This is a genomic window from Adhaeribacter terrigena (genome assembly GCF_016623615.1).
Taxonomy (GTDB): Bacteria; Bacteroidota; Bacteroidia; order Cytophagales; family Hymenobacteraceae; genus Adhaeribacter_A; species Adhaeribacter_A terrigena.
Map to the genome: position 1 here is coordinate 800428 of NZ_JAEHFX010000001.1, position 20479 is coordinate 820906.

14 protein-coding genes are annotated in these 20479 nt (G+C 45.0%); 4 read left to right on the forward strand and 10 right to left on the reverse strand.

The features are described 5' to 3' along the window. Positions 1-133: 133 nt before the first annotated feature. Positions 134-2140, reverse strand: coding sequence for an OmpA family protein (locus I5M27_RS03240; protein WP_234462358.1), 2007 nt, complete (start codon positions 2138-2140; stop codon positions 134-136). A 251-nt stretch (positions 2141-2391) separates the two neighbouring features. Between I5M27_RS03240 and lon the strand changes: the two genes are divergently transcribed. The 4 genes from lon (at position 2392) to I5M27_RS03260 (ending at position 8634) form a co-directional block, all read left to right on the forward strand. After that, positions 2392-4902: an endopeptidase La gene (gene lon / locus I5M27_RS03245; RefSeq protein WP_200504581.1), complete on the forward strand. Its 2511-nt coding sequence runs from the start codon at positions 2392-2394 to the stop codon at positions 4900-4902. 54 nt (positions 4903-4956) lie between these two features. Continuing rightward, entirely contained in the window at positions 4957-5994 is a 1038-nt protein-coding gene (porQ, locus tag I5M27_RS03250; RefSeq protein ID WP_200504582.1) for a type IX secretion system protein PorQ, read from the forward strand. A 197-nt stretch (positions 5995-6191) separates the two neighbouring features. Further along, positions 6192-7595, forward strand: coding sequence for an ATP-dependent protease ATPase subunit HslU (hslU, locus tag I5M27_RS03255; RefSeq protein ID WP_200504583.1), 1404 nt, complete (start codon positions 6192-6194; stop codon positions 7593-7595). Between the two features lie 310 nt (positions 7596-7905). After that, positions 7906-8634, forward strand: a complete 729-nt coding sequence (locus tag I5M27_RS03260) for an SDR family NAD(P)-dependent oxidoreductase (protein ID WP_200504584.1) — start codon at positions 7906-7908, stop codon at positions 8632-8634. Positions 8635-8913: 279 nt separating this feature from the next. On the opposite strand, the gene I5M27_RS03265 is transcribed toward I5M27_RS03260, so the two are convergent. The 9 genes from I5M27_RS03265 to I5M27_RS03305 all read right to left on the reverse strand — a co-directional run bounded on the left by I5M27_RS03265 (position 8914) and on the right by I5M27_RS03305 (position 20476). Next, positions 8914-9609 (reverse strand): hypothetical protein, encoded by a 696-nt coding sequence (locus I5M27_RS03265; protein WP_200504585.1) that lies wholly within the window; start codon positions 9607-9609, stop codon positions 8914-8916. A 104-nt stretch (positions 9610-9713) separates the two neighbouring features. After that, positions 9714-10313 carry a lipid-binding protein gene (locus I5M27_RS03270; protein WP_200504586.1) on the reverse strand — a complete coding sequence of 200 codons (600 nt, stop codon included), beginning with the start codon at positions 10311-10313 and terminating at the stop codon, positions 9714-9716. Between the two features lie 24 nt (positions 10314-10337). Then, positions 10338-10994, reverse strand: a complete 657-nt coding sequence (locus I5M27_RS03275) for an immunoglobulin-like domain-containing protein (RefSeq protein ID WP_200504587.1) — start codon at positions 10992-10994, stop codon at positions 10338-10340. Between the two features lie 26 nt (positions 10995-11020). Next, positions 11021-12565: a SusD/RagB family nutrient-binding outer membrane lipoprotein gene (locus I5M27_RS03280; protein WP_200504588.1), complete on the reverse strand. Its 1545-nt coding sequence runs from the start codon at positions 12563-12565 to the stop codon at positions 11021-11023. A 31-nt stretch (positions 12566-12596) separates the two neighbouring features. Continuing rightward, positions 12597-15767: a SusC/RagA family TonB-linked outer membrane protein gene (locus tag I5M27_RS03285; protein ID WP_200504589.1), complete on the reverse strand. Its 3171-nt coding sequence runs from the start codon at positions 15765-15767 to the stop codon at positions 12597-12599. Positions 15768-16164: 397 nt separating this feature from the next. Further along, positions 16165-17242, reverse strand: a protein-coding gene (gene prfB / locus I5M27_RS03290; RefSeq protein ID WP_200504590.1) for a peptide chain release factor 2 whose coding sequence is annotated in 2 segments (ribosomal slippage) — positions 16165-17190 and positions 17192-17242 — 1077 coding nt in all. Because the reading frame shifts where the segments join, the coding sequence is not laid out codon by codon here. Between the two features lie 520 nt (positions 17243-17762). Continuing rightward, on the reverse strand, positions 17763-18827 hold the full coding sequence (locus I5M27_RS03295; RefSeq protein WP_200504591.1) for a branched-chain amino acid aminotransferase: 1065 nt from the start codon (positions 18825-18827) through the stop codon (positions 17763-17765). Between the two features lie 372 nt (positions 18828-19199). Continuing rightward, positions 19200-19748: a cob(I)yrinic acid a,c-diamide adenosyltransferase gene (locus I5M27_RS03300; protein ID WP_200504592.1), complete on the reverse strand. Its 549-nt coding sequence runs from the start codon at positions 19746-19748 to the stop codon at positions 19200-19202. Further along, complete coding sequence (locus tag I5M27_RS03305) at positions 19748-20476, reverse strand: ABC transporter ATP-binding protein (RefSeq protein ID WP_234462359.1); 729 nt, start codon at positions 20474-20476, stop codon at positions 19748-19750. The genes I5M27_RS03300 and I5M27_RS03305 overlap by 1 nt, the downstream gene beginning before the upstream one ends. Positions 20477-20479: the final 3 nt, after the last annotated feature.

Sequence of the window (20479 nt, forward strand, 5' to 3'; positions counted from 1 at the left end):
ACCTGAAACGACTAAAAAACGCTACGCTTTTAAACCGAAAAACCGCTGAAGCTTCTTAAACGCTTCAGCGGTTTTTTCATTCAATCAGCAATTAACAATCAACAATTCAACAATCAGCCATTCAACAATTAAACTAGTCCCAACCCTGTAATTGTTCCTGGTTTTGACCGTTGTCTGGTTTAAGGAGTTTGAATTCTACACGGCGGTTAATTTTCATGTCTTCGTCGGTCACTTCGTCTTTCAGCGGTTCAGTGCTGCCGTAGCCAAAAGAATCGATCCGGTCTTCGCTGAATTTACCTTTCGTTGCCAGGTACCTTTTAATAGCGTCGGCGCGTTTCTGCGAAAGCTCCAGGTTCAGGTCCGGGTCGCCGCTGCTGTCGGTGTGGCCGCCAATTTTTAATCGGAACGTCGGGTGGTCTACCAGGTAAAGCACAATACGGTCCAGGATCGGCTCCATGTCTTTTTTAATGTCCCATTTGCCACCATCAAATTCTATATTCTTGAAGATCAACGGCAAGCTGTGGTCTATCATGGTAGTCATGATCTGGAAAACGGTATCGGTTGCCAGGTCAAAAGTCTTTTCCACGCTAAAGAAATCCGGACTCTGGATCAGCATGGTGTAGCGCGTATTATCGATCAGGTCAAAGTCAAAAGTGCCATCCGGGCGAATGTATTTCGAAGCCACTTCCACGCCGTTATCAAGGTCAATAATAGAAATGATACCCGTGAGCGGCTTGTTCGAGACCGAGTCTGTCAATACGCCTTCAATGTGCGTTACGGCCAGCGGGTGCGCTTCCATAGGCAGCGGGAAGGAATAAAGATCCAGGTTTTTCGGTTCCTTCGGGTCGGCTTTGGCGTAATATAAATTCTTGCTTTCGCCGTCTATGCTGAAATAATATTCACTGCCTTTGCCATTAACCAGCGGGCCTAAGTTACGTGGTTCCTGCCAGCGGCCGTTCACCCGGTAGGTTTTATAAATATCGAAATCGCCGAAGTTTAGTAACTGCCCGCGTGAGCTGAAATAAAGTACCTGGTAGAGCGGGTGAAAGAATGGGCTAACCTCGTTTTCGCGGGTGTTTATAACCGGACCGGCATTTTGCGCCGGGGCCCATTTGCCGTTTTTCTGCTTATACGTAAACCAGATATCCGATAAACCGAAACCACCCAGACGGTCGGAAGCGAAATAAAGCGTGTCTTCGTTTTTAGAAAGCGTTGGCTGCGAATCCCAGGCTTTGCTGTTTATTTCCGGCCCCAGGTTTTTGATCTTGCCCCAGGTTCCATCTTCAAGCAAATGTGCAATATACAGGTCGCAGTTGCCGCGGCAATCCGGGCATTCGCAGCGGGCAAAATACAGCGTTTTACCATCTTTTGTCAGGCAGGCCGAACCTTCGTTCCAAATAGAATTGATTGGTTTTCCGAACGATTGGGCTTCTTCCCAGGCGCCATCTACCATTTTCGTGTAATACAGGTCTTCATTCGGAACGGCGTTTAAACCCCGGAATCCGCGTTTGGAAGTAAAAATCAATTGGTTGTTTTCCGAAATAACCGCCGGGCCGTAATCTTCCGCTTTCGAGTTGATCTCATAGCCCATATTCACGTTTACGCCTTTAGGCGGCAGGAATTTGGTTACGTTTTTCCGGTATTCCACCAGCTTGTAATAATAATCGAGCGGCACGTAATAATCCTTTTCCTTCTGCTCCAGCGAGTCGTAATAAAGCTGCACCCGTTTAATGTCGGTACGGTGGTGTTTGAGCACCATCTGGTAATAAGCTTTGGCTTTGTCGGGGCGGTTGGTGCGTTCGTAAAGCTGGGCCAGGCGCCACATCAGCTGGGTATCTTTGTAAAAATTCTCGATCCCGAAATTTCCTACGTAAGCTTCCAGCAAGGGCAACGTTTTCTGCCAGTTTTTCCGTTTTTCGTGTTTCCGGATCGCGTTCAGTTTTTTCTTATCGTAGTAATACGGAATTTTATTTACGTTCGGAAAATCGATGGCCACTTCGGCTTTGGGAGCAATTTGCCGGGTAGAATCAGTCAGTAATTTGTTGTTCAGGCGCACCTGTTTGGTTTTCTGACCGAAAGCCGGGCTGGCCAGCAAAGCCATTAAAAAGGTACACAGTATTATGTAAAATCGGAAATTCATAGGTAGCGCACGCTTTTATTCGCAAAAACGCAAACAAATTTATAATATTTCCTGACAAAAACTAAATTACTAACAACGGCGTGCTCTTAAAAACGGTAGGGTTTTGGTCTTAAAAACTAAAAGCTGCCAATTCTTTTGCGGAATTAAAGTTGGCATTTCTTGGCACAGGTCTTGCGTTTTTTGTAATTTACCAAAAACTAAGCAAGCTGAAAGCAAAAGCCTGCCAATCTGGCACGCGCTATTTCTAATTTATGATAAACAGAACTCCGAATTTCCTCCACCAGTTGTTGCTCCAGGATATTTCTGACGACGACAGCGGAGAATTTATTTCTATAGTTACCGATCCGGAAAACGACGAAAACAAAAAGATCAAACAGCCGGCCACGCTGCCAATCTTGCCGATCCGGAATACCGTTTTATTTCCGGGCGTGGTTTTACCCATTACCGTAAGCCGCAAAAAATCGATCCGTTTGGTAAAAAAAGCCTACCGCGGCGATAAAATTATTGGCGTAGTAGCCCAGAAAAATGTCCTCAGCGACGATCCTTCTTCCGAAGACATGTTCAAGGTGGGCACAATGGCGAAAATCCTGAAAATGCTGGTGCTGCCCGACGGCAATACCACCATCATCATCCAGGGCCAGAGTCGCTTTAAGATCGAAGGCGTGTTGCAGGAAATTCCGTTCATGACCGCACAGGTGGCCCACATCAAAGAGTCGTTCCCCAACAAGAACAGCCGCGAAGTGAAAGCCCTGGTGCAAAGCCTGAAAGATGCGGCCGCCAAAATGCTGAAACTGAACCCGGAAATTCCGCAGGAAGCCCAGATCGCGCTCGATAATATCGACAGCCCGGCCTTTTTAACCCATTTCCTGTCTTCCAACATCAACGTAGAAGTTAGCCTCAAGCAGCAATTGCTCGAAATTAACGACGGCGTGGAGCGTGGTACGACTTTGCTCGAACTGATGATGAAAGAAATCCAGTTGCTCGAAATCAAGCAGGAAATCCAGACCAAAGTCCACACCGACATCGATCAGCAGCAGCGCGATTATTTCCTGCGCCAGCAGATCAAAGTGTTGCAGGATGAACTCGGTTTCGATGGCCCGGACCAGGAAATTGAGAAACTGCGGGCCGCCGCAGCCAAGAAAAAATGGCCGGAAGCGGTTGCCAAACATTTCAACAAAGAACTCGATAAACTCGGCCGCATCAATCCGCAGGCCGCCGAATATCCGATCGCGCTCAATTACTGCGAATTCCTGATCGAGTTGCCTTGGGGCGATTACACGAAAGATAATTTCAACCTGAAGCGCGCCAAGAAAATTCTGGATACGGACCATTACGGCCTGGAAAAAGTAAAGGACCGCATCATCGAATACCTGGCCGTACTGAAGCTGAAAAACGACCTGAAAGCGCCGATCCTGTGTTTATTCGGTCCTCCGGGCGTGGGTAAAACTTCGTTGGGCCGTTCGGTTGCCAAAGCTTTAGGCCGTAAATACATCCGCATGAGCTTAGGCGGCGTGCGCGATGAAGCCGAAATTCGGGGTCACCGCAAAACCTACGTAGGCGCCATGCCAGGCAAGATCATTAACCAGATCAAGAAATCAGGTTCTTCCAACCCGGTAATTATCCTGGATGAAATTGATAAGGTTAGTTCTGATTTCCGTGGCGATCCGTCTTCGGCTTTGCTCGAAGTTCTGGATCCGGAGCAGAACAGCACGTTCGTAGATAATTACTTAGAGGTTGAATACGACCTTTCCAAAGTACTTTTCATCGCTACGGCCAACTCGCTGGATACCATTCAGCCGGCCCTGCGCGACCGGATGGAAATTATTGATATTACCGGTTACACGCTGGAAGAGAAAACCGAAATAGCCAAACGCCACCTGGTGCCAAAGCAAAAATCGGAGCACGGCCTGGAAGAAAAGGATGTGAAAATTACGACTTCCGCTTTGCAAAAAGTGATCGACGATTATACCCGTGAATCGGGCGTAAGAAGCCTGGAGCGGAAGATCGGCGCACTGGTACGCAACATTGCCAAAGCTAAAGCCATGGAAGATGATTACAACCATACGCTGGATGCTAAAGACGTGGTGAAAATTCTCGGTCCGGAGATCTTCGACAAAGAAATTTACCAGGAAAACGATACCGCGGGCGTAGTTACCGGCCTGGCCTGGACATCCGTGGGCGGCGATATTCTGTTCATCGAATCGATTTTGAGCAAAGGCAAAGGCAAACTGACGCTTTCCGGCCAGTTAGGCGATGTAATGAAAGAATCTGCGGTAACGGCGCTTTCTTACTTAAAAGCGCATGCTTCCGATATGCTGGACATCGATCACCGCTTATTCGACCAGTACGACCTGCACATTCACTTCCCGGAAGGTGCGGTGCCGAAAGATGGGCCAAGCGCCGGTATTGCCATTTTTACCTCCATTGCCTCCATGTTCACGCAGCGCAAAGTACGTCCGAAGATGGCGATGACCGGCGAAATTACGCTGCGCGGCAAAGTGCTTCCGGTGGGCGGCATCAAGGAAAAAATTCTGGCCGCCAAACGCGCCGGCATTACCGACGTAATTCTGTGCAGCAAAAACCGCAAGGATATTTCCGAAATACCGGCCGTGTATCTCAAAGATGTAACCATTCATTATGTAGATACTGTGGATGAAGTAGTTGCGTTTGCCTTGCTGGATGAGCAGGTGAAAAAGCCCTTGAAACTGGAACTGAGTAAAGATCCGGTTGCGCCTTCAGCTGAAGTGGCGGTTATACAATAAAACGGGTTTTTAAGCGTGTAACATTTGGCGGGTTGCCTACAGCTTAGTTTTTTTATGCGGAAGATCTTTTACGCTTTTTTTACTTTTTTTGCCCTGAACCATACCGTTTTGGCGCAGATCGGCGGTCAGCAGAGTTTCGGCTTTCTGAATTTGCCCGGCGGCGCTAAAACGGCTGGTATCGGCGGCGTAAACGTTTCTTCCCGCAGCCACGACGTAACCATGCTTTACGCCAACCCGGCCCTGCTGAACGACGAAACCAATTACCAGCTTTTCTTCGGCCACACCGATTATTTAAGCGATATCCGGCAGAACAGTTTAACCTTCAGTTTTCCGAACAAGCAAGGCAACCATTGGGCCGCCGGTATCCAGTACCTGAACTACGGCGATTTTATTCAGCGCGATGAAACGGGGCAGGAGATGGGTACTTTCTCGGTGGTAGATTATACCCTGAACCTTACGCATGCCCGCACCATCGAGCATTTTACTTTAGGGGCTACCGCTAAAATGGCTTTTTCGCGCATTGCGGAATATAAATCGACGGCAGCGCTGGTAGATCTGGGTGGTGTTTTCAAACATCCGGAAAAAGATTTTACCGTAGGCCTGGCCCTGAAGAATATCGGTTACCAGCTTAAAACCTACAACGGCGAACGCGAACCGATGCCTTTCGATGCCCAGATCGGGATGAGTTACAAACTCGAGCACATGCCGCTGAAATTCTCGCTCACGGCGCACCACCTGCATAAATTCGATATCGTGTATCTCGATACCACCGCTACCGGTAAACTCGACGATAAAAACCAGCCCATAAAACCCAAGAAAACCTTCGGCGATAAGCTGGCGCGGCATTTTGTGGTGGGCGGCGAATTCATGTTCAGCAAAAACTTTAACGTCCGCTTCGGGTATAATCACCTGCGCCGGCGCGAATTGCGCACCGAAGTAAAAGCCGGCGGCGCGGGCATGTCTTTCGGGGCCATGGTGCGCATCCGGAAATTCGAACTTGATTACTCCCGGGCCTACTATCACGTAGCTGGTGCAAGCAATTTCTTTACCGTAAGTACCACGCTGGAAGGTTTTTTTAAGAAATCTAATTAAATGGCTTAATGGTTGAATTGCTAAATTGTTTAATGGTTGAACGGTTTTTCCGCTGAAAACCCTACCGTTTTTGAGTTAAAATTCAGCAGGTTTAGAATGTAAAAGTTTCTCTATCAAACCTAAAATGATTTATGTCAACAATTTAACCATTAAAGCATTTAACCATTAAACCATTTAGCCTTTAAGCAATTTAGTTAATGATCGATTCAACGCAATATTTAACCCCGGCGCAGATTGTAGCCGAACTTGATAAATACATTATTGGCCAGCACGATGCCAAACGCAACGTAGCCATTGCTTTGCGTAACCGCTGGCGCCGTATGCACGCCACTCCGGAAATGCAGAAAGAAATTGTACCGAATAATATCCTGATGATCGGGGCTACGGGCGTGGGTAAAACCGAAATTGCCCGCCGGCTGGCCTCCATTGCCGATGCTCCTTTTGTAAAAGTGGAAGCTTCTAAATTTACCGAGGTGGGGTACGTGGGCCGCGACGTGGAAAGCATGGTGCGTGACCTGGTGGAGCAAGCCGTGAACATGGTGCGCATCAAAAAGAAAGAAGAAGTAAAAGTGCAGGCAGCGCAGGCGGTAGAAGATATTATTCTGGATGCCCTGATCCCACCGGTAAGTCAGCCGGCGCCCAGAGTTGCCCCGAGTGTTGGCTTCCTGGAAAATGAAAATAAAGAACCCGAAACCGATCAGGAATTAAACGAACGCACCCGCGAAAAATTCCGGCTCATGATCCGTAACGGCGAGCTCGACGAACGAAAGATCGAGATCAAGGTATCGCAAACGGCAAATCCGGGAATTGGCGTAATGGCTCCGGGCATGGACGACGTTTCGATGATGAACATTCAGGAAATGATCGGGGGGATGCTGCCGAAAAAACAGAAAAAACGCAAAGTATCCATTGCCGAAGCCCGCAAAATTCTGTTGGACGAAGAAGCCGCGAAACTCATCGATATGGATGAAGTGAAGGAAGAAGCTATTAAAAAAGCCCAGGATTCCGGCGTAATTTTCATCGATGAGATAGACAAGGTAGCCAGCGCGAGCGGCAAAGGGGGCAGCGGCCCCGATGTAAGTCGCGAAGGCGTGCAGCGCGACCTCTTGCCGATCGTGGAAGGGAGTTCGGTAAACACCAAATACGGCGTGATCAATACCGATCATATTCTTTTTATTGCAGCCGGCGCTTTCCACGTAGCCAAACCTTCTGATCTTATTCCCGAGCTTCAGGGTCGTTTCCCGATCCGCGTAGAACTGCAAAGCCTGACCAAGGAAGATTTCTACCAGATCCTGAAGTTCCCGAAAAACGCCTTAACGAAGCAATACGAAGCGCTGTTAGCCTCCGAAAACGTAACGCTCAGCTTCAACGACGAAAGCCTGGAAAAACTAGCCGAAATTGCTTTTGAAGTAAACTCCGAAGTTGAGAATATTGGTGCCCGCCGCCTGCACACCGTGATGAGCCGTTTACTGAACGACATTCTCTTCGACGTGCCGGATAAAATTGGGGCGAACGCGCACATTGCCGTAACCAAAGAAATGGTAGAAGAACGCTTGAATGACATGGTGAAAAACCGCGATCTGAGCCAGTATATTCTCTAAGAAAACGCTATCCTTTTAGCCCGAAAAACCTTCCGCGTAAAGCGGTTAAGGTTTTTTTATGAAAAATGATCTTGAACCCGATTCAAAGGATTTTTTTGATGGACAGGATTACGTAGGGACAGGGCTTGACCTGTCCGCACGATATTACGGCAACTTTTCACAACCGCCTGCGAAAAACGGTATGCTTTCAAGCTTAAAAAGTCTGCACTGAGATTTTCAAAATTAAATCTCAGCAAAAAACGCTAGGGCAAAAGCCTGAAAAAGTCGTAATTAAAGTCATTCACTAATTCCTTCATTCTCTCATTCAAAAATGAAATATTACATCATAACCGGTACCGGTAAAGGCATAGGCAATGCCCTGGCCGAAGAATTATTAAAGGAAAAAGATACATCCGTAATTGGTATTTCCCGGCATCAAACCATTGTGCATCCGCAGTATCAGCATCAAAATTTAGATCTCTCCGATACGCAAAACCTGATCGCCCGCCTGCCTGAAATATTCCCGGATCTTAAGGATGCAGAAGAACTGGCATTGGTAAACAACGCGGGTGTTTTAGGCGAAATTGGTTACGTAGGAGAGAAGCAGCCGGAAGATTTTGGCTATATTTTTTCCGTGAACATAACCGTGCCGGCTATTTTAATGAACGCTTTTCTCGAGCAATATTCTGCCTTAAATGTCCCGAAGGTCGTTCTGAACATCAGTTCCGGCGCCGGCAAATACCCGATGGATGGCTGGGCGGGTTATTGCGCTTCCAAAGCTGCTTTAGACCTGTTTTCCCAAACGGTGCAGCTAGAACAGGATCTTCGCAAGACCGGCGTAAAAGTGTTCTCCCTGGCACCCGGCATTGTAGATACCCAGATGCAAAGCCAGATCCGCTCCGCCGACGAAGCCCAGTTCAGTCTGCTCGATAAATTTCAGGATTATAAAAGCAGCGGTAGTTTGGCGAGTCCGGAAACGGTAGGAAAAAAGCTTAAAAAACTGTTGCAAAACGTGCCCGATGATCTGAAGGTAGTTTGCCGCATCGATGAAATAGCATAAAAAAAAGGCCGCTCATTGAGCGGCCTTTTTTTTATGCTTAGTTTTATAATATTTGCTAAAAACTAATTTTAGCTGAATAAAAAGACAAAATTAGTTTACACGAAAACCTTATTCAATGCGTAACATGCTACAAGAAATTTATGAAGTAAAATACAGAAATCATAAATTTCTTGCAGCATTTCAAGAAGAGTAGCTCAATGTTTATTACTACTAGAAGTATTTAATAAGAAAGTTGTAATAAGTTAGCTAATTAAATAGTAAGCCCACAAGCTTTGATAATTAGATAGAATTATAGTAGTTAACAAGTTTGGCAGCATCTTCAGGACGTTTTAGCTTTAATTTATGGGTTTTTGCGTATTTTTCTACAGCTTCTGCTTTCCGTCCGAATGCCTCAAAATCATTGGCTTTTATTAAAGTAACTTTATTATTCTCGGCTAAATAAATTTTTTCTTTTTTAACAATCTTATCTGTTTTGGAGCCGCTATTAGTAATCATGTTGTAATTAGCCCTGATAATTTCTACGTCGGTTTTTACTAACAACTGCATTTTAGAACCACCGTTTACTATTTCGTAAAAACCAAAATTATAAACATTATTTACGGGAAATGCATCGGTGTTTACCAATTGCATGCTGTCTGACAGACCAGGTTTTTCAAGGTTAAACTGCTTAACCCGATCTCCCGGAAGTACTTTTATACCTTCTTTGGTTTCGATCTCAATCAGATCTTTTTCCATATCGTAATTCAATTTATACCCTTTAATGCTCTGCTTATTCTTTAAATAAATAGTGCCTTTATTCCAGGTGTCAAAAAGGTAAACTGTTTTCAAAGATTTCTCCTTAGGGCTAATCCATTCTCGCACAATAAAAAATTGTTCATCTAAAACGGGATTGCGTAAGTTGGGGGTAGCCTGCTGAGCTTGTGTTTCAAAAGCAAGGAAAAAAGAAAGGCAGACTAAAAGATAAATTATTTTCATGATTAAGGTTAGTGTGTAGTAATCTAATGTTAAATAACAAAAAAAATAGCATAAAAAAAAGGGTAGCCAAATTTTTGGCTACCCTTTTTTTATTTTAAACACTATTAATGTTCGTCTTCCAAAAATCCGGTTCTCTTATAACCAGAAGCACGGTAGATAACGCCTGGATCATCTTCAAATTCAACATTGAAAATAATACTGTCAGTCACAGCGCCAGACGGAGGGGTAGATCCATCTTCAATTATCCGGCCATCAGTTATCTTAACATTGATATCATATGGGATTGGCGGTACGGCAGGCTTAGTAGGGGTCTCAGACTTTGCGGCTTCTACTGCAATGCTTTTATCATTTGCATTAAAAGTCTTAGATCCAAGGTCTACGTTAGTTCTTACCATATATGTCCAGAAAGTTCCCCGGAAATTGGCATCTGCAAAATTTATAGCCCGTGGATCGCTTAAAATATCACCTAACCACATTTCAGTAGCTGTATTAGCAGATGTACTGGATGTTAACAGCGTTGTATAGCCGGAAACATCTTCCCACTGGCCAGTAGAATCCTGTACTTCGTATTTTACGAACCATTCTCCAGACATTGAGACAACTTCAGTATACTCAACTTCCGGATCATCCATTTCGCAACTGGTTAGCAACCCAGCCGAGAATAAGGATGCAACCATAAAAACTTTTCTAATTATTTTATTCATGATTTTTCTGAATTTAAAATAAGACTATTGTTTTACGAAAGTCCGCGGTGCCGCTCCATAACCTGGGTTAATTACCGTCCAGGTATAAGATGCCGGGGTTGTTCCTGCTGCAGGTGAATAAGTCGCGTTAGTTACAGCGAATACACCAGTACCATTGTTTTGCTCTGGGCCTACCAGCCTGTTACCAGTAGGATTGTAGAAAAAGATTGATGTAGCAGGACCACCAACTGCAACACCACCTACGTTATCTGTAGTGTAAAGCCCCACGCCAACTTTGGTTACTTTAGAAACCCCGAATACGCCGGCATTACGCTTGTAGTTACCAGATAGATCAGCTGCTGCTGCATCCGGAGCAATTACACCAACATAGCGTTTAGTAGATGCTGAATAACCATCTTTATTCGTGGCAGTGTACGTCATTACATAAACGCCAGGAGTGCTGGTATCTACTACATCGCCGGTTTTAGTTACCGGAATTGAAGCACCACCCTCTGTAGCAGTAACGCCCGGGTCGTTGAAAGTTCCACCAACCGGAACTGACATAAACTGTTCGCCCGGCATATCGAAAACCGGGTAGTTGGTAATTCTAGAGATTCCTTCCGTTTCTAAATCGCGTTCGCAGCTAAATAAAAACGGCAGCGCGAATAAAAGGAAGAAATATTTTAAACTATTTTTTTTCATGATATCTAGATCTTTAAATCAGTTGATTAATTAACATCCCACCAAACCTTATCAGTAATGGTTTTGCTTGCTGCTCCTGCTGCATTCGGGTTACGGGTGCGCTCGGTTTCCGGAGTTAATAAACGTGCGGCAAAATTACCGTTACCGGTTACGCCTTCAACCGGATAAACAAACTCACCTGGAATATAACCAGTAGCAGTAGATCTTCCAACAGCACTCGTAGCTGGTATGTTGGTACGGTTACGCTCTAAGTAACCCTCAATACCTTGCTTAGATCCACCTAAGGCTACCCATTTCTGAGTAATGATTGCTTTAATTTTATCTGCTGTAGAACCGGTTGCAGGGAAAGCATACACGCCCGCAAGTTTTGCATTAGCGGTCGAATCGCTTCTACCATTTCTATCTAAAATCGGATCAGCTACAGAAGATACATCTGAGAATTCAGCAACTAACTGGGCATATGAAGCTCTAACGCCAGCTTCATAAAGCTGTTGTGCATCTCCGGTACCCCAGCCACGAACAACTGCTTCCGCCTGTAAAAAATAGCTTTCGGCTTCTGAAATAAGGTAAACCGGAGCAGTGGGCGAAATTCTGGCACGGGAAACAGAAAGCGGAGCTACCAGAGTGCTCGGCGTGTTAAATGCTCCTTGTTCCAATGCTTTCTGACCAGCGTTGCCTGCAATATAGAATGCCTCCAGACGAGGATCGTCATTAGCATCTAAAAACGTGAACATAGTCGTGCTGGCCTTTAAGTTCTGATTGGTATTTAAAGCAGCACTTTGATCCTGTTCGAAAAGCGGGTTACGCTTGCCGGTTTGGTCAACAAACAGATCTACTTTGGCATCCGTGTTTAAGAAGTTTGCCCCATTCGTGTACAAACTACGCACACCGGCTTCTGCAATACCCGGACGAGCCTCGCTTTGGCGTAAGTAGATTTTTAAAAGCAACGTGTTAGCAAACTGTTTCCAGCTATTCATCTCACCACCAAAAACGATATCGTTTTCACCAACTAAAGAAGTGCCGGTTGTCGGACGATTCAGGGCCGTAGTTACACGGGCAGTAATTCCATCATAAACTTCCTGACCGGTATTGTATTTCGGGGTCAGGTTGCTAAGGCCCTGCAACGCTTCTTCAAACGGAATCTGATCGTATAGGTCAGTTAATACCTGGTAAGTATAAGCTTCCATTACGGTTGCCATCAGGTATAAATTATTATTTGCCTTGGCATCAGCTTCTTCCTTTACGTACTTGTAATCGTTAAGTGCACCGGCATATAATTCACCCCAGCTGTTCTGAAAATCGGTTGGGCGCAGGTTATAAGCATCGTAAGTCTTGTATTGGTTAGAACCGTTGTTTTGGGTCCAAACCTGTGACCAAATACCGCCTAAGATTGCAAAGTTACCACCCACTACACTGGCCGTAGAAGCCACACCTGCCGGAAATACTAATTCAGCCGGAGCAGTAAGTGGGTTATTCGGATCTGTGTTTACATCCAGGAAATCATCGCCGCACGAGCTCGCATAGAACATCATGGCTACGGCTAAACCTATATTAAATATTTTTCTTTTCATTTTCAATTTAAATTAAATCAAATCAATTCAATTAGAATGATACACGTAAGCTCGCACCTACACTTCTTACACTTGGCCCGCCGGCAAACTCACCAAATTCACCGCTCAGGTCATTACCAAAGGTAGTGGTCTCAGGGTCGATGATGTTATTTTCCTTAGGAGTTATCAGGAACAGGTTACGACCTACCAAGCTGATGTTTACACTTGCAAATGGTGTTTTAGAAATTAAGTCTGCTGGTAATGTATAACCCAATGTAGCTTCTCTTAGTTTCAGATAAGTTCTGCTGAATAAGTGCTCTCTTTCAATTGGTGCATTAGATTGTGGATTCCAGTAATCAACAATGCTACCCACATCTACCGGGTTCACGTTTTCAGAGAAAGTACCATCAGCGTTTTGAACTACTGAATTAGGAATTACGAAAGGCAGACGGTCGTTATATAACGTGTTTGTTGTATTTCCCACAAACTGCGTTAAACGCTGCGTGTAAGAGTACATTAAACCACCTTTGCGATAATCGAACAGGAAGGAGAAGTTAATGTTTTTGTAGTTGAATTCATTGCTTAGGCCCATCATGAAATCAGGTTGAGAATTACCGTAAATTTCTTTTTCGGTAGTTGGAACCGGGTAGCCTGCAGCACTTACAATTAATTTACCATCTGGAGAGTATGTGTAACCCGGGCCTTTGAATACGCCAAGAGGTTCACCTACTGTTGCTACGAAGTTAATGCCGTAAATAGATTGGATAGTAATCTCTTCTAATCCTTCGGTTAACTCTTCAACTTTGTTACGGTTGTTTGAGAAGGTGTAACGAATATCCCAGTTGAAATCATCTGTACGAATTGGCGTAACAGTTAAACCAAGCTCAATACCTTTGTTAGAAATTTCACCTAAGTTAGATACCAGGGTAGAATAACCTGATGAAAGAGCAATTGGAACTGGGAGGATCTGACCTTTAGTAGAGCGGTTGTAGAAAGAGATATCAGATTTGATACGGCTATCTAGGAACTCAAAGTTACCACCAAATTCAAACTCGCGGGTGATCTCAGGAGCAAGGCTAAGGTTGCCGATCTGGTTAGATCGCTCGTAAGCGCTAACACCGCTAAGTGGGAAGTTCAGGTTACCAAAACCTAAACCAACTGTACCTGGTACGAATACTGAATTTACTAAGTAAGGAGAAGCATCGTTACCGGTTTTACCCCAAGCAGCACGTACTTTACCAAAGTTCATTACGCCTTTCAGATTGGTAAACACATCTGTAAATACGAAGCTACCATTAATGCCAGGGTAGAAGAAACTGTTGTCGCTGGTTGGTAAAGTAGAAGACCAGTCATTACGGGCTACTAGGGTTAAGAATAAGTAATCACGGAAATTTAAGTCAGCCTGACCGTAAACACCATATAATCTTCTTAAGCTGGTTGCAGTTGAGGCTTCAACCGGAACTGAGGTATTTGCCAAGTTATAGAAGTTGGGGATAGTTAAGTTGTTGGTGAAAGCGGTACCGTTTCTGGCATAACGCTCATTCACGTTATAACCAACCAAAGTAGTTAAACGGAGATCTTCGTTGATGTTGTTGTTTGCTGTTAAAATTAAGTTAGCATCCAAATCACGGGAGAAACGGTTTCTTTCTGTTACGCGGCCCGGTATGTCTGTATTAGAAGAGTTAGGGCTACCAGGTGTATAAGTACCTTTGGCTATCCAGTCCTGAATAACGCCGTGCGCTACATCACCACCACCACGTAAGGTAGCAGTTAACCAATCGGTAAAGTTATAGCTCAAATCAACACCACCAAAAATACGGTTTTCGTCGAAATCGTTGCCGTTCTGGGTTAATGACCAGTAAGGGTTTTGCGCATAAGGAGTATAGAAATTATCCAGCGTGTTAAAAGGATTATTTAAGTCTTTGTAATCAACTATACTGTGATCGACAGGAATCTGGATCATTTCCTGGAACAAGGTTTGGCCTTCGCCGCCCTGACCGGTAGTTACTGCTTTCGCATCTTTTCTTACATAATTCAAGTTAGAAGAAATGGTGATTTTTTTACCTCTGGTCGAACCACGTAAGGCTAAAGTATTACGTTTGTAAGAATCTGCGTCCGTTGGTACTACACCGTTCTCGCTAACATTACCATAAGAAGCGTAGAAGCTGGTTTTTTCTGAACCGCCAGATAAAGCGATGGTGTTAATATAGGATTTACCGGTTTCGTAGAAATCTTTCAGGTTGTCTTTCTGTGCTGAGAAAGGCTTAATTTGCTGTGAGTTATTTACGATGTTACCCCACAGACGGTCTTTCCCATCCAGCATTGGGCCCCAGCTACCATTTTCTTCAGAAGCGAAGTGTCCATTCCAGCCTTGTCCGAATACCTGTTGGGTTTGAGGTAAGCGTAGCGGTCTGGAGAAAGTAGCAGAAGTAGTAAAATCTACACCTATCTTTTCAGAAACTCTGCCTTTTTTAGTAGTAATGATAATTACACCACTTGCAGCCCGTGAACCATAAAGGGCAGTTGCAGAAGCACCTTTCAGGATTGAGATGGATTCTATATCATCCGGGTTGATGTCATTGGCACGGTTACCAAAATCCTGGGTACGGTTCACCGTGTTGGTGCCCTCATTCAGGTTGGTAGCAGCGTTGTTCATCGGGATACCATCGATTACGTATAACGGGTTGTTATTTCCGGTAATAGAAGAGTAACCACGAAGAATAACTTTAGTAGAAGCACCTGGTGAACCCGAAGCAGAAGAAACGTTCATACCTGCTACTTTACCTTGTAGGGCGTTCATCGGGCTGGAAGTACGGCCTTTGGTAATCTCTTCAGATTTTACTGAAGTTGTAGCATAACCTAAACCTCTTTCCTGGCGCTCAACGCCCATTGCTGTTACTACCACTTCGCCTAATTGCTGGGCATCGGTATCCATAGTAACGCTGACGTTTGATTCCGTACCGATTGTGCGCTCGATGGTTTTGTAACCGATAAAGCGGAATTCAAGTGTGTTTGAGCCTGCCGGCACGCTTAACGTGTAGCCACCATTTACATCGGTTGCAGTTCCAACACCTGTAAGGCCTTTAACAGAAACGGAAACGCCCGGCAAGCCGGTATTTGTCGCTTTGTCAATGACCGTACCCGAGATTGTTCTGTCCTGCGCCATTGCCTGCTGTAGCAAGGTAAACACCAGGACCAAACTCATTAAGAGTAGTTTTTTCATTGTGTTTGTTTTAGGGTGAAAAGATAAAATTTTAAAATTGAACAGTTTGTCAAGTCAATGTTAACTAAAAGTTTGTAATAAACAAAACGCTGCAAGCATAATTTTTTCGCACTCACAGTGCATTCTGAGTAGATAAATGGGGTAAAAAAGATAAGGTTGATAGACGGTATTTTAATAGTTTAAGATAACGTATTCAAATTGAATAAATTATATGTTGCTTCGGAATAATTCTGTGCTTGCAAAAACTTAAAAACCGGATGAAAATGCTGGAAAAAAAAGTAGGAAATTTCTATAGATCTTTTGATTTTGGTTAGGTGAACGTTGATTTCATATTGGTCATAAACGACGAAAAGCCCGGTGTATTGCCGGACTTTTCGCACTACGGAAAGCGTAGCTTTTAGTTTTGCATCAGAAAACCTTTTATGTATTCATCTAGGTCGCCATCCAATACTTTCTGCACATCGGTTCGTTCAATTCCGGTGCGAAGATCCTTTATAAGTTTATAAGGATGCAACACATAATTCCGGATCTGAGAACCAAAGTCGATGCGTTTCTTAGTGCTTTCTATTTTATCACGTTCTTCGTTCTTTTTATCTACTTCAATCTGGTATAAGCGGGAACGTAGCATGTTTAAAGCGTGCTCTTTGTTCATGAGCTGCGAACGCTCTATCTGGCATTCGATCACAATGCCCGAAGGTTTGTGTTTTAAACGCACCGCCGTTTCCACTTTGTTCACGTTCTGGCCGCCGGCACCACCGGCCCGATACGTATCCCATTCAATATCGGCCGGGTTAATTTCTATGTTAATGGTTTCATCTACGAGCGGGTAAGCAAAAACCGAAGCAAAAGAAGTGTGCCTGCGGCCTCCGGAATCGAATGGAGAAATGCGTACCAGGCGATGCACCCCGATCTCCGATTTTAAATACCCGTAAGCAAAGTCGCCTTTAATTTCCAGCGTAGCCGATTTTATGCCCGCGCCATCGCCGGGCTGGTAGTTCAGCTGGCGCACCTGGAAGTTATGGCTTTCAGCCCACATGATGTACATGCGCATGAGCATTTCGGCCCAGTCCTGGCTTTCAGTGCCGCCGGCGCCAGGGTTTATTTCCATAATGGCACTCAGCTGGTCTTCTTCGTTGCTGAGCATGCGTTTGAATTCGAGTTGCTCTACAACGGCTTCGGTGGCTTTGAATTCGGCCTCTACTTCTTCCTGGCTGCCTTCGCCTTCTTTAAAGAATTCGTAAAGCGTTTCGAGATCAGCTAATTTGGCTTCAACGGCTTCGTAATCATCGGTCCAGATCTTAACCGATTTAATTTCGCGCAGAATGGTTTCGGCTTTTTTAGAATCGTCCCAGAAACCGGGAGCGGTGGTTTGCGCTTCGGTTGCTACTACCTGCGCTTTTTTGGCATCGTAGTCAAAGATACCTCCTCAGGGCCTCTACGCGGCCTCTTAGATCTTTTATTTGTTCGTTAGTCATATTTTTATTTTAGCCGGAATTTCAGGATCATTTTCCGGTAAAGGTAAGGTAGTTTTTTATTAAAAAACGGTACGGTTTCGGGCTGAAAAAGTCGGAACAAGATTTTAAGGATTGAAAGGTTTCCAGAATTCCGTTCAGTTGAAACCTTGATCTTGCCCCTTGTAAAAATTTCTCATTGCGGCCTGCTTTAGCAAACGGTTGTAAAAGGCTGTTATACGGCTTCAGTCAAATTGTATTAATCCGTTAAGCATGAAATTTTGGCCAGAGCTCATAAATATTCCCCAGTTATCCGTTAGCTAAAGCAGATGGCTATGAAATTCCGGTAAGAGAAATTGATAGCCAATTTAAAGTGGCAATAATATTTTACTGAAAATCTACGAAATCCATGAATCCGTTTAATCAGCGATCCAAAATGCTAAGCTTTTCAAACTAAAAAATGTTAAAAAACAGTAGCGTTTCCCTTCATAAAAGTCTAAACTTTTACCCGGAAAACGCTACCGTTTTTAACTTAAAAAGTGTTTCAGATCTTCGCCATCCAATTATGAATATCAGCCGCTTCACCGGTTTTGATCTTATCTAATTCCACCGAAACTTTATTGGAGAATTTGCGGGTTTCTACGGCCGGCAGCTCGTAATCTTTGCCTTCGTAGCCAATGGTAATGATCGGGGCAATTACGGCGGCGGTACCGCAACCAAAAGCTTCTTCCAAGGTTCCGTTGGCGTGCGCGGCCACAATTTCATCGGCCGAGATCCGGCGTTCTTCCACGGTCATGCCAAAGTCGCGGGCTAGTTGCATAACGCTGTCGCGGGTAATGCCGGCCAGAATGGAAGTGCTTAAAGCCGGTGTGATGAGTTTACCATCGATCACGAACATCAGGTTCATGGTGCCGCTTTCTTCCAGGAATTTATGTTCTTTGCCGTCGGTCCAGATCAGTTGCTGGTAGCCTTGTTGCTGGGCCAGTTTGGAAGGCAGCATGGAAGCGCCGTAGTTACCGGCGGCTTTGGCAAAACCGGCGCCGCCTTCTACCGAACGGGTATATTCGGTTTCGATTTTAACGCGCAGCGGATTGGCATAATAACCACCCACCGGGCAGCAGAAGATCATGAATTTATAGTTTGCCGAAGGACGTACGCCTACAAAAGCATCGGTTGCGAACATGAACGGACGGATGTAAAGCGCGCAGCCTTTGGTTGGCGGCACCCACTCCGAATCCAGTTTCAATAGTTCAGTTAAGCCCTGCATGAAAATTTCTTCCGGAAGGGTAGGCATGCACATGCGTTCGGCGGAAAGGTTCAGGCGGCGGGCGTTATCCAGCGGGCGGAACATCAGTACTTCACCTTCGGCATTTTTATACGCTTTCATTCCTTCAAAAATAGCCTGGCCGTAATGCAGCGCCGAAGTTGCCGGGCTGAGGTTAAGGTCGCCGTAAGGCAGAATTTCTGGCGTTTGCCACTGGCCATCCACGTAATCTACCATGAACATGTGGTCGGCGAAAATTTTACCGAATTCAATATTGTTGTAATCTAACTCAGAAATGCGCGATTCCGGGGTTTTGGTTATATTTATAAAGCAGGTCTCGATCATATTTTTTAATTATTGAATAACTGAATGAGAGATTTATTGAATGATTGCATGAGAGAATTTGTGATTTAGAGAATGATTGATTTTCGGTAGGAATTTCCGGGATGGAAAGTAGAAGCAAAACAAAAGGTCATTCAGGATCATAATTCAAATTAGCCAAAATTGTTCAGAAAGCCAAGTTTCGGATTGAAAAACGCTATGGTTTTTCCTTTAAAAAGTGCCTATCCCCGTTTAACGGAATTACTTATGATGCAGCCACAAAACGCTATGATTCCAGGCCAAAAAAGTCGTAGAACGAAAAACACTTCTCATCTTCACCTTCAAAAATTCTCTTATTCGCTCATGCAAGAATTCCATCACGCTCTCATTAAAAAACTACATCCGTGGTTTCCAGGGCACTTCCTCGGCGTTCAGCTCGTGGGCCATTTTGCGGCTTAAAACAAAGAGGTAATCCGATAGACGGTTCAAATACTGAATTACCAGTTCTGCTACGAAACTTTCTTCCTGCAAGCCAATAGTTAGGCGTTCGGCACGGCGGCAAACGCAGCGCGCTAAATGACAAAACGAAACCGACTGATGGCCGCCCGGCAAAACGAAAACCCGCAAAGGCGGCAGTTCGTCATTCATCTTGTCAATTTCGTTTTCGAGTAAGGTAACGTCTTCGGCATGCAGGTCCGGAATTTTCATTTTAGACTTTTCCGGGTCGGAAGCGAGTGAAGAACCGATGGTAAACAAACGATCCTGGATCCCTTTCAGCAGGTCTTTACGGCCGGCATTTACTTCCTGATCGCGCACCAGACCAATATAAGAATTCAGTTCATCTACGGTACCGTAGGTTTCGATGCGCAAATGCGATTTTTTTACGCGGGTGCCGCCAATCAGCGAGGTTTCGCCTTTGTCGCCGGTTTTGGTATATACTTTCATCAGATTTTCGGGGCAGTGTTTTGTAAATGCGTGGCAACTTCCAGGTTCTCAATATCGCTTTCAATCAAGCCATCGCGCAGACGCACAATCCGGTGGGCGTATTTGGCAATGTCTTCTTCGTGCGTAACCATAATAATGGTGTTGCCTTTTTCGTAAAGTTTCTCGAAAAGGTCCATGATCTCGTAGGAAGTTTTGGAATCGAGGTTACCGGTTGGCTCATCGGCCAGAATGATGCTGGGGTCGTTTATGAGAGCCCGGGCAATGGCCACGCGCTGCCGCTGCCCGCCGGAAAGTTCGTTGGGCTTATGCTTCGCGCGGTCGGCAAGACCTACACTGGCCAGCGCCGCCATGGCTTTTTCATCGCGGATCGATTTTTTATAACCGGCATATACCAACGGCAACGCCACGTTATCCAAAGCCGAGGAACGAGGCAACAAATTGAAGGTCTGAAACACGAAACCAATCTCTTTATTGCGGACTTCGGCCAGCTCATTATCGGTCATGTTGCTCACATCTTTTCCGTTCAGAATATACTGGCCGGAACTGGGCGTATCGAGGCAACCTACAATGTTCATTAAAGTGGATTTTCCGGAACCTGAAGGCCCCATAAAAGCTACATATTCGCCTTTGTTTATGGTTATGGAAATGGAACGGAGCGCGTGAATGGTTTCGCTGCCCATCCGGTAGATCCGGGAAATTTCGTTCGTTTGAATAATGGTTTGTGCCATAGG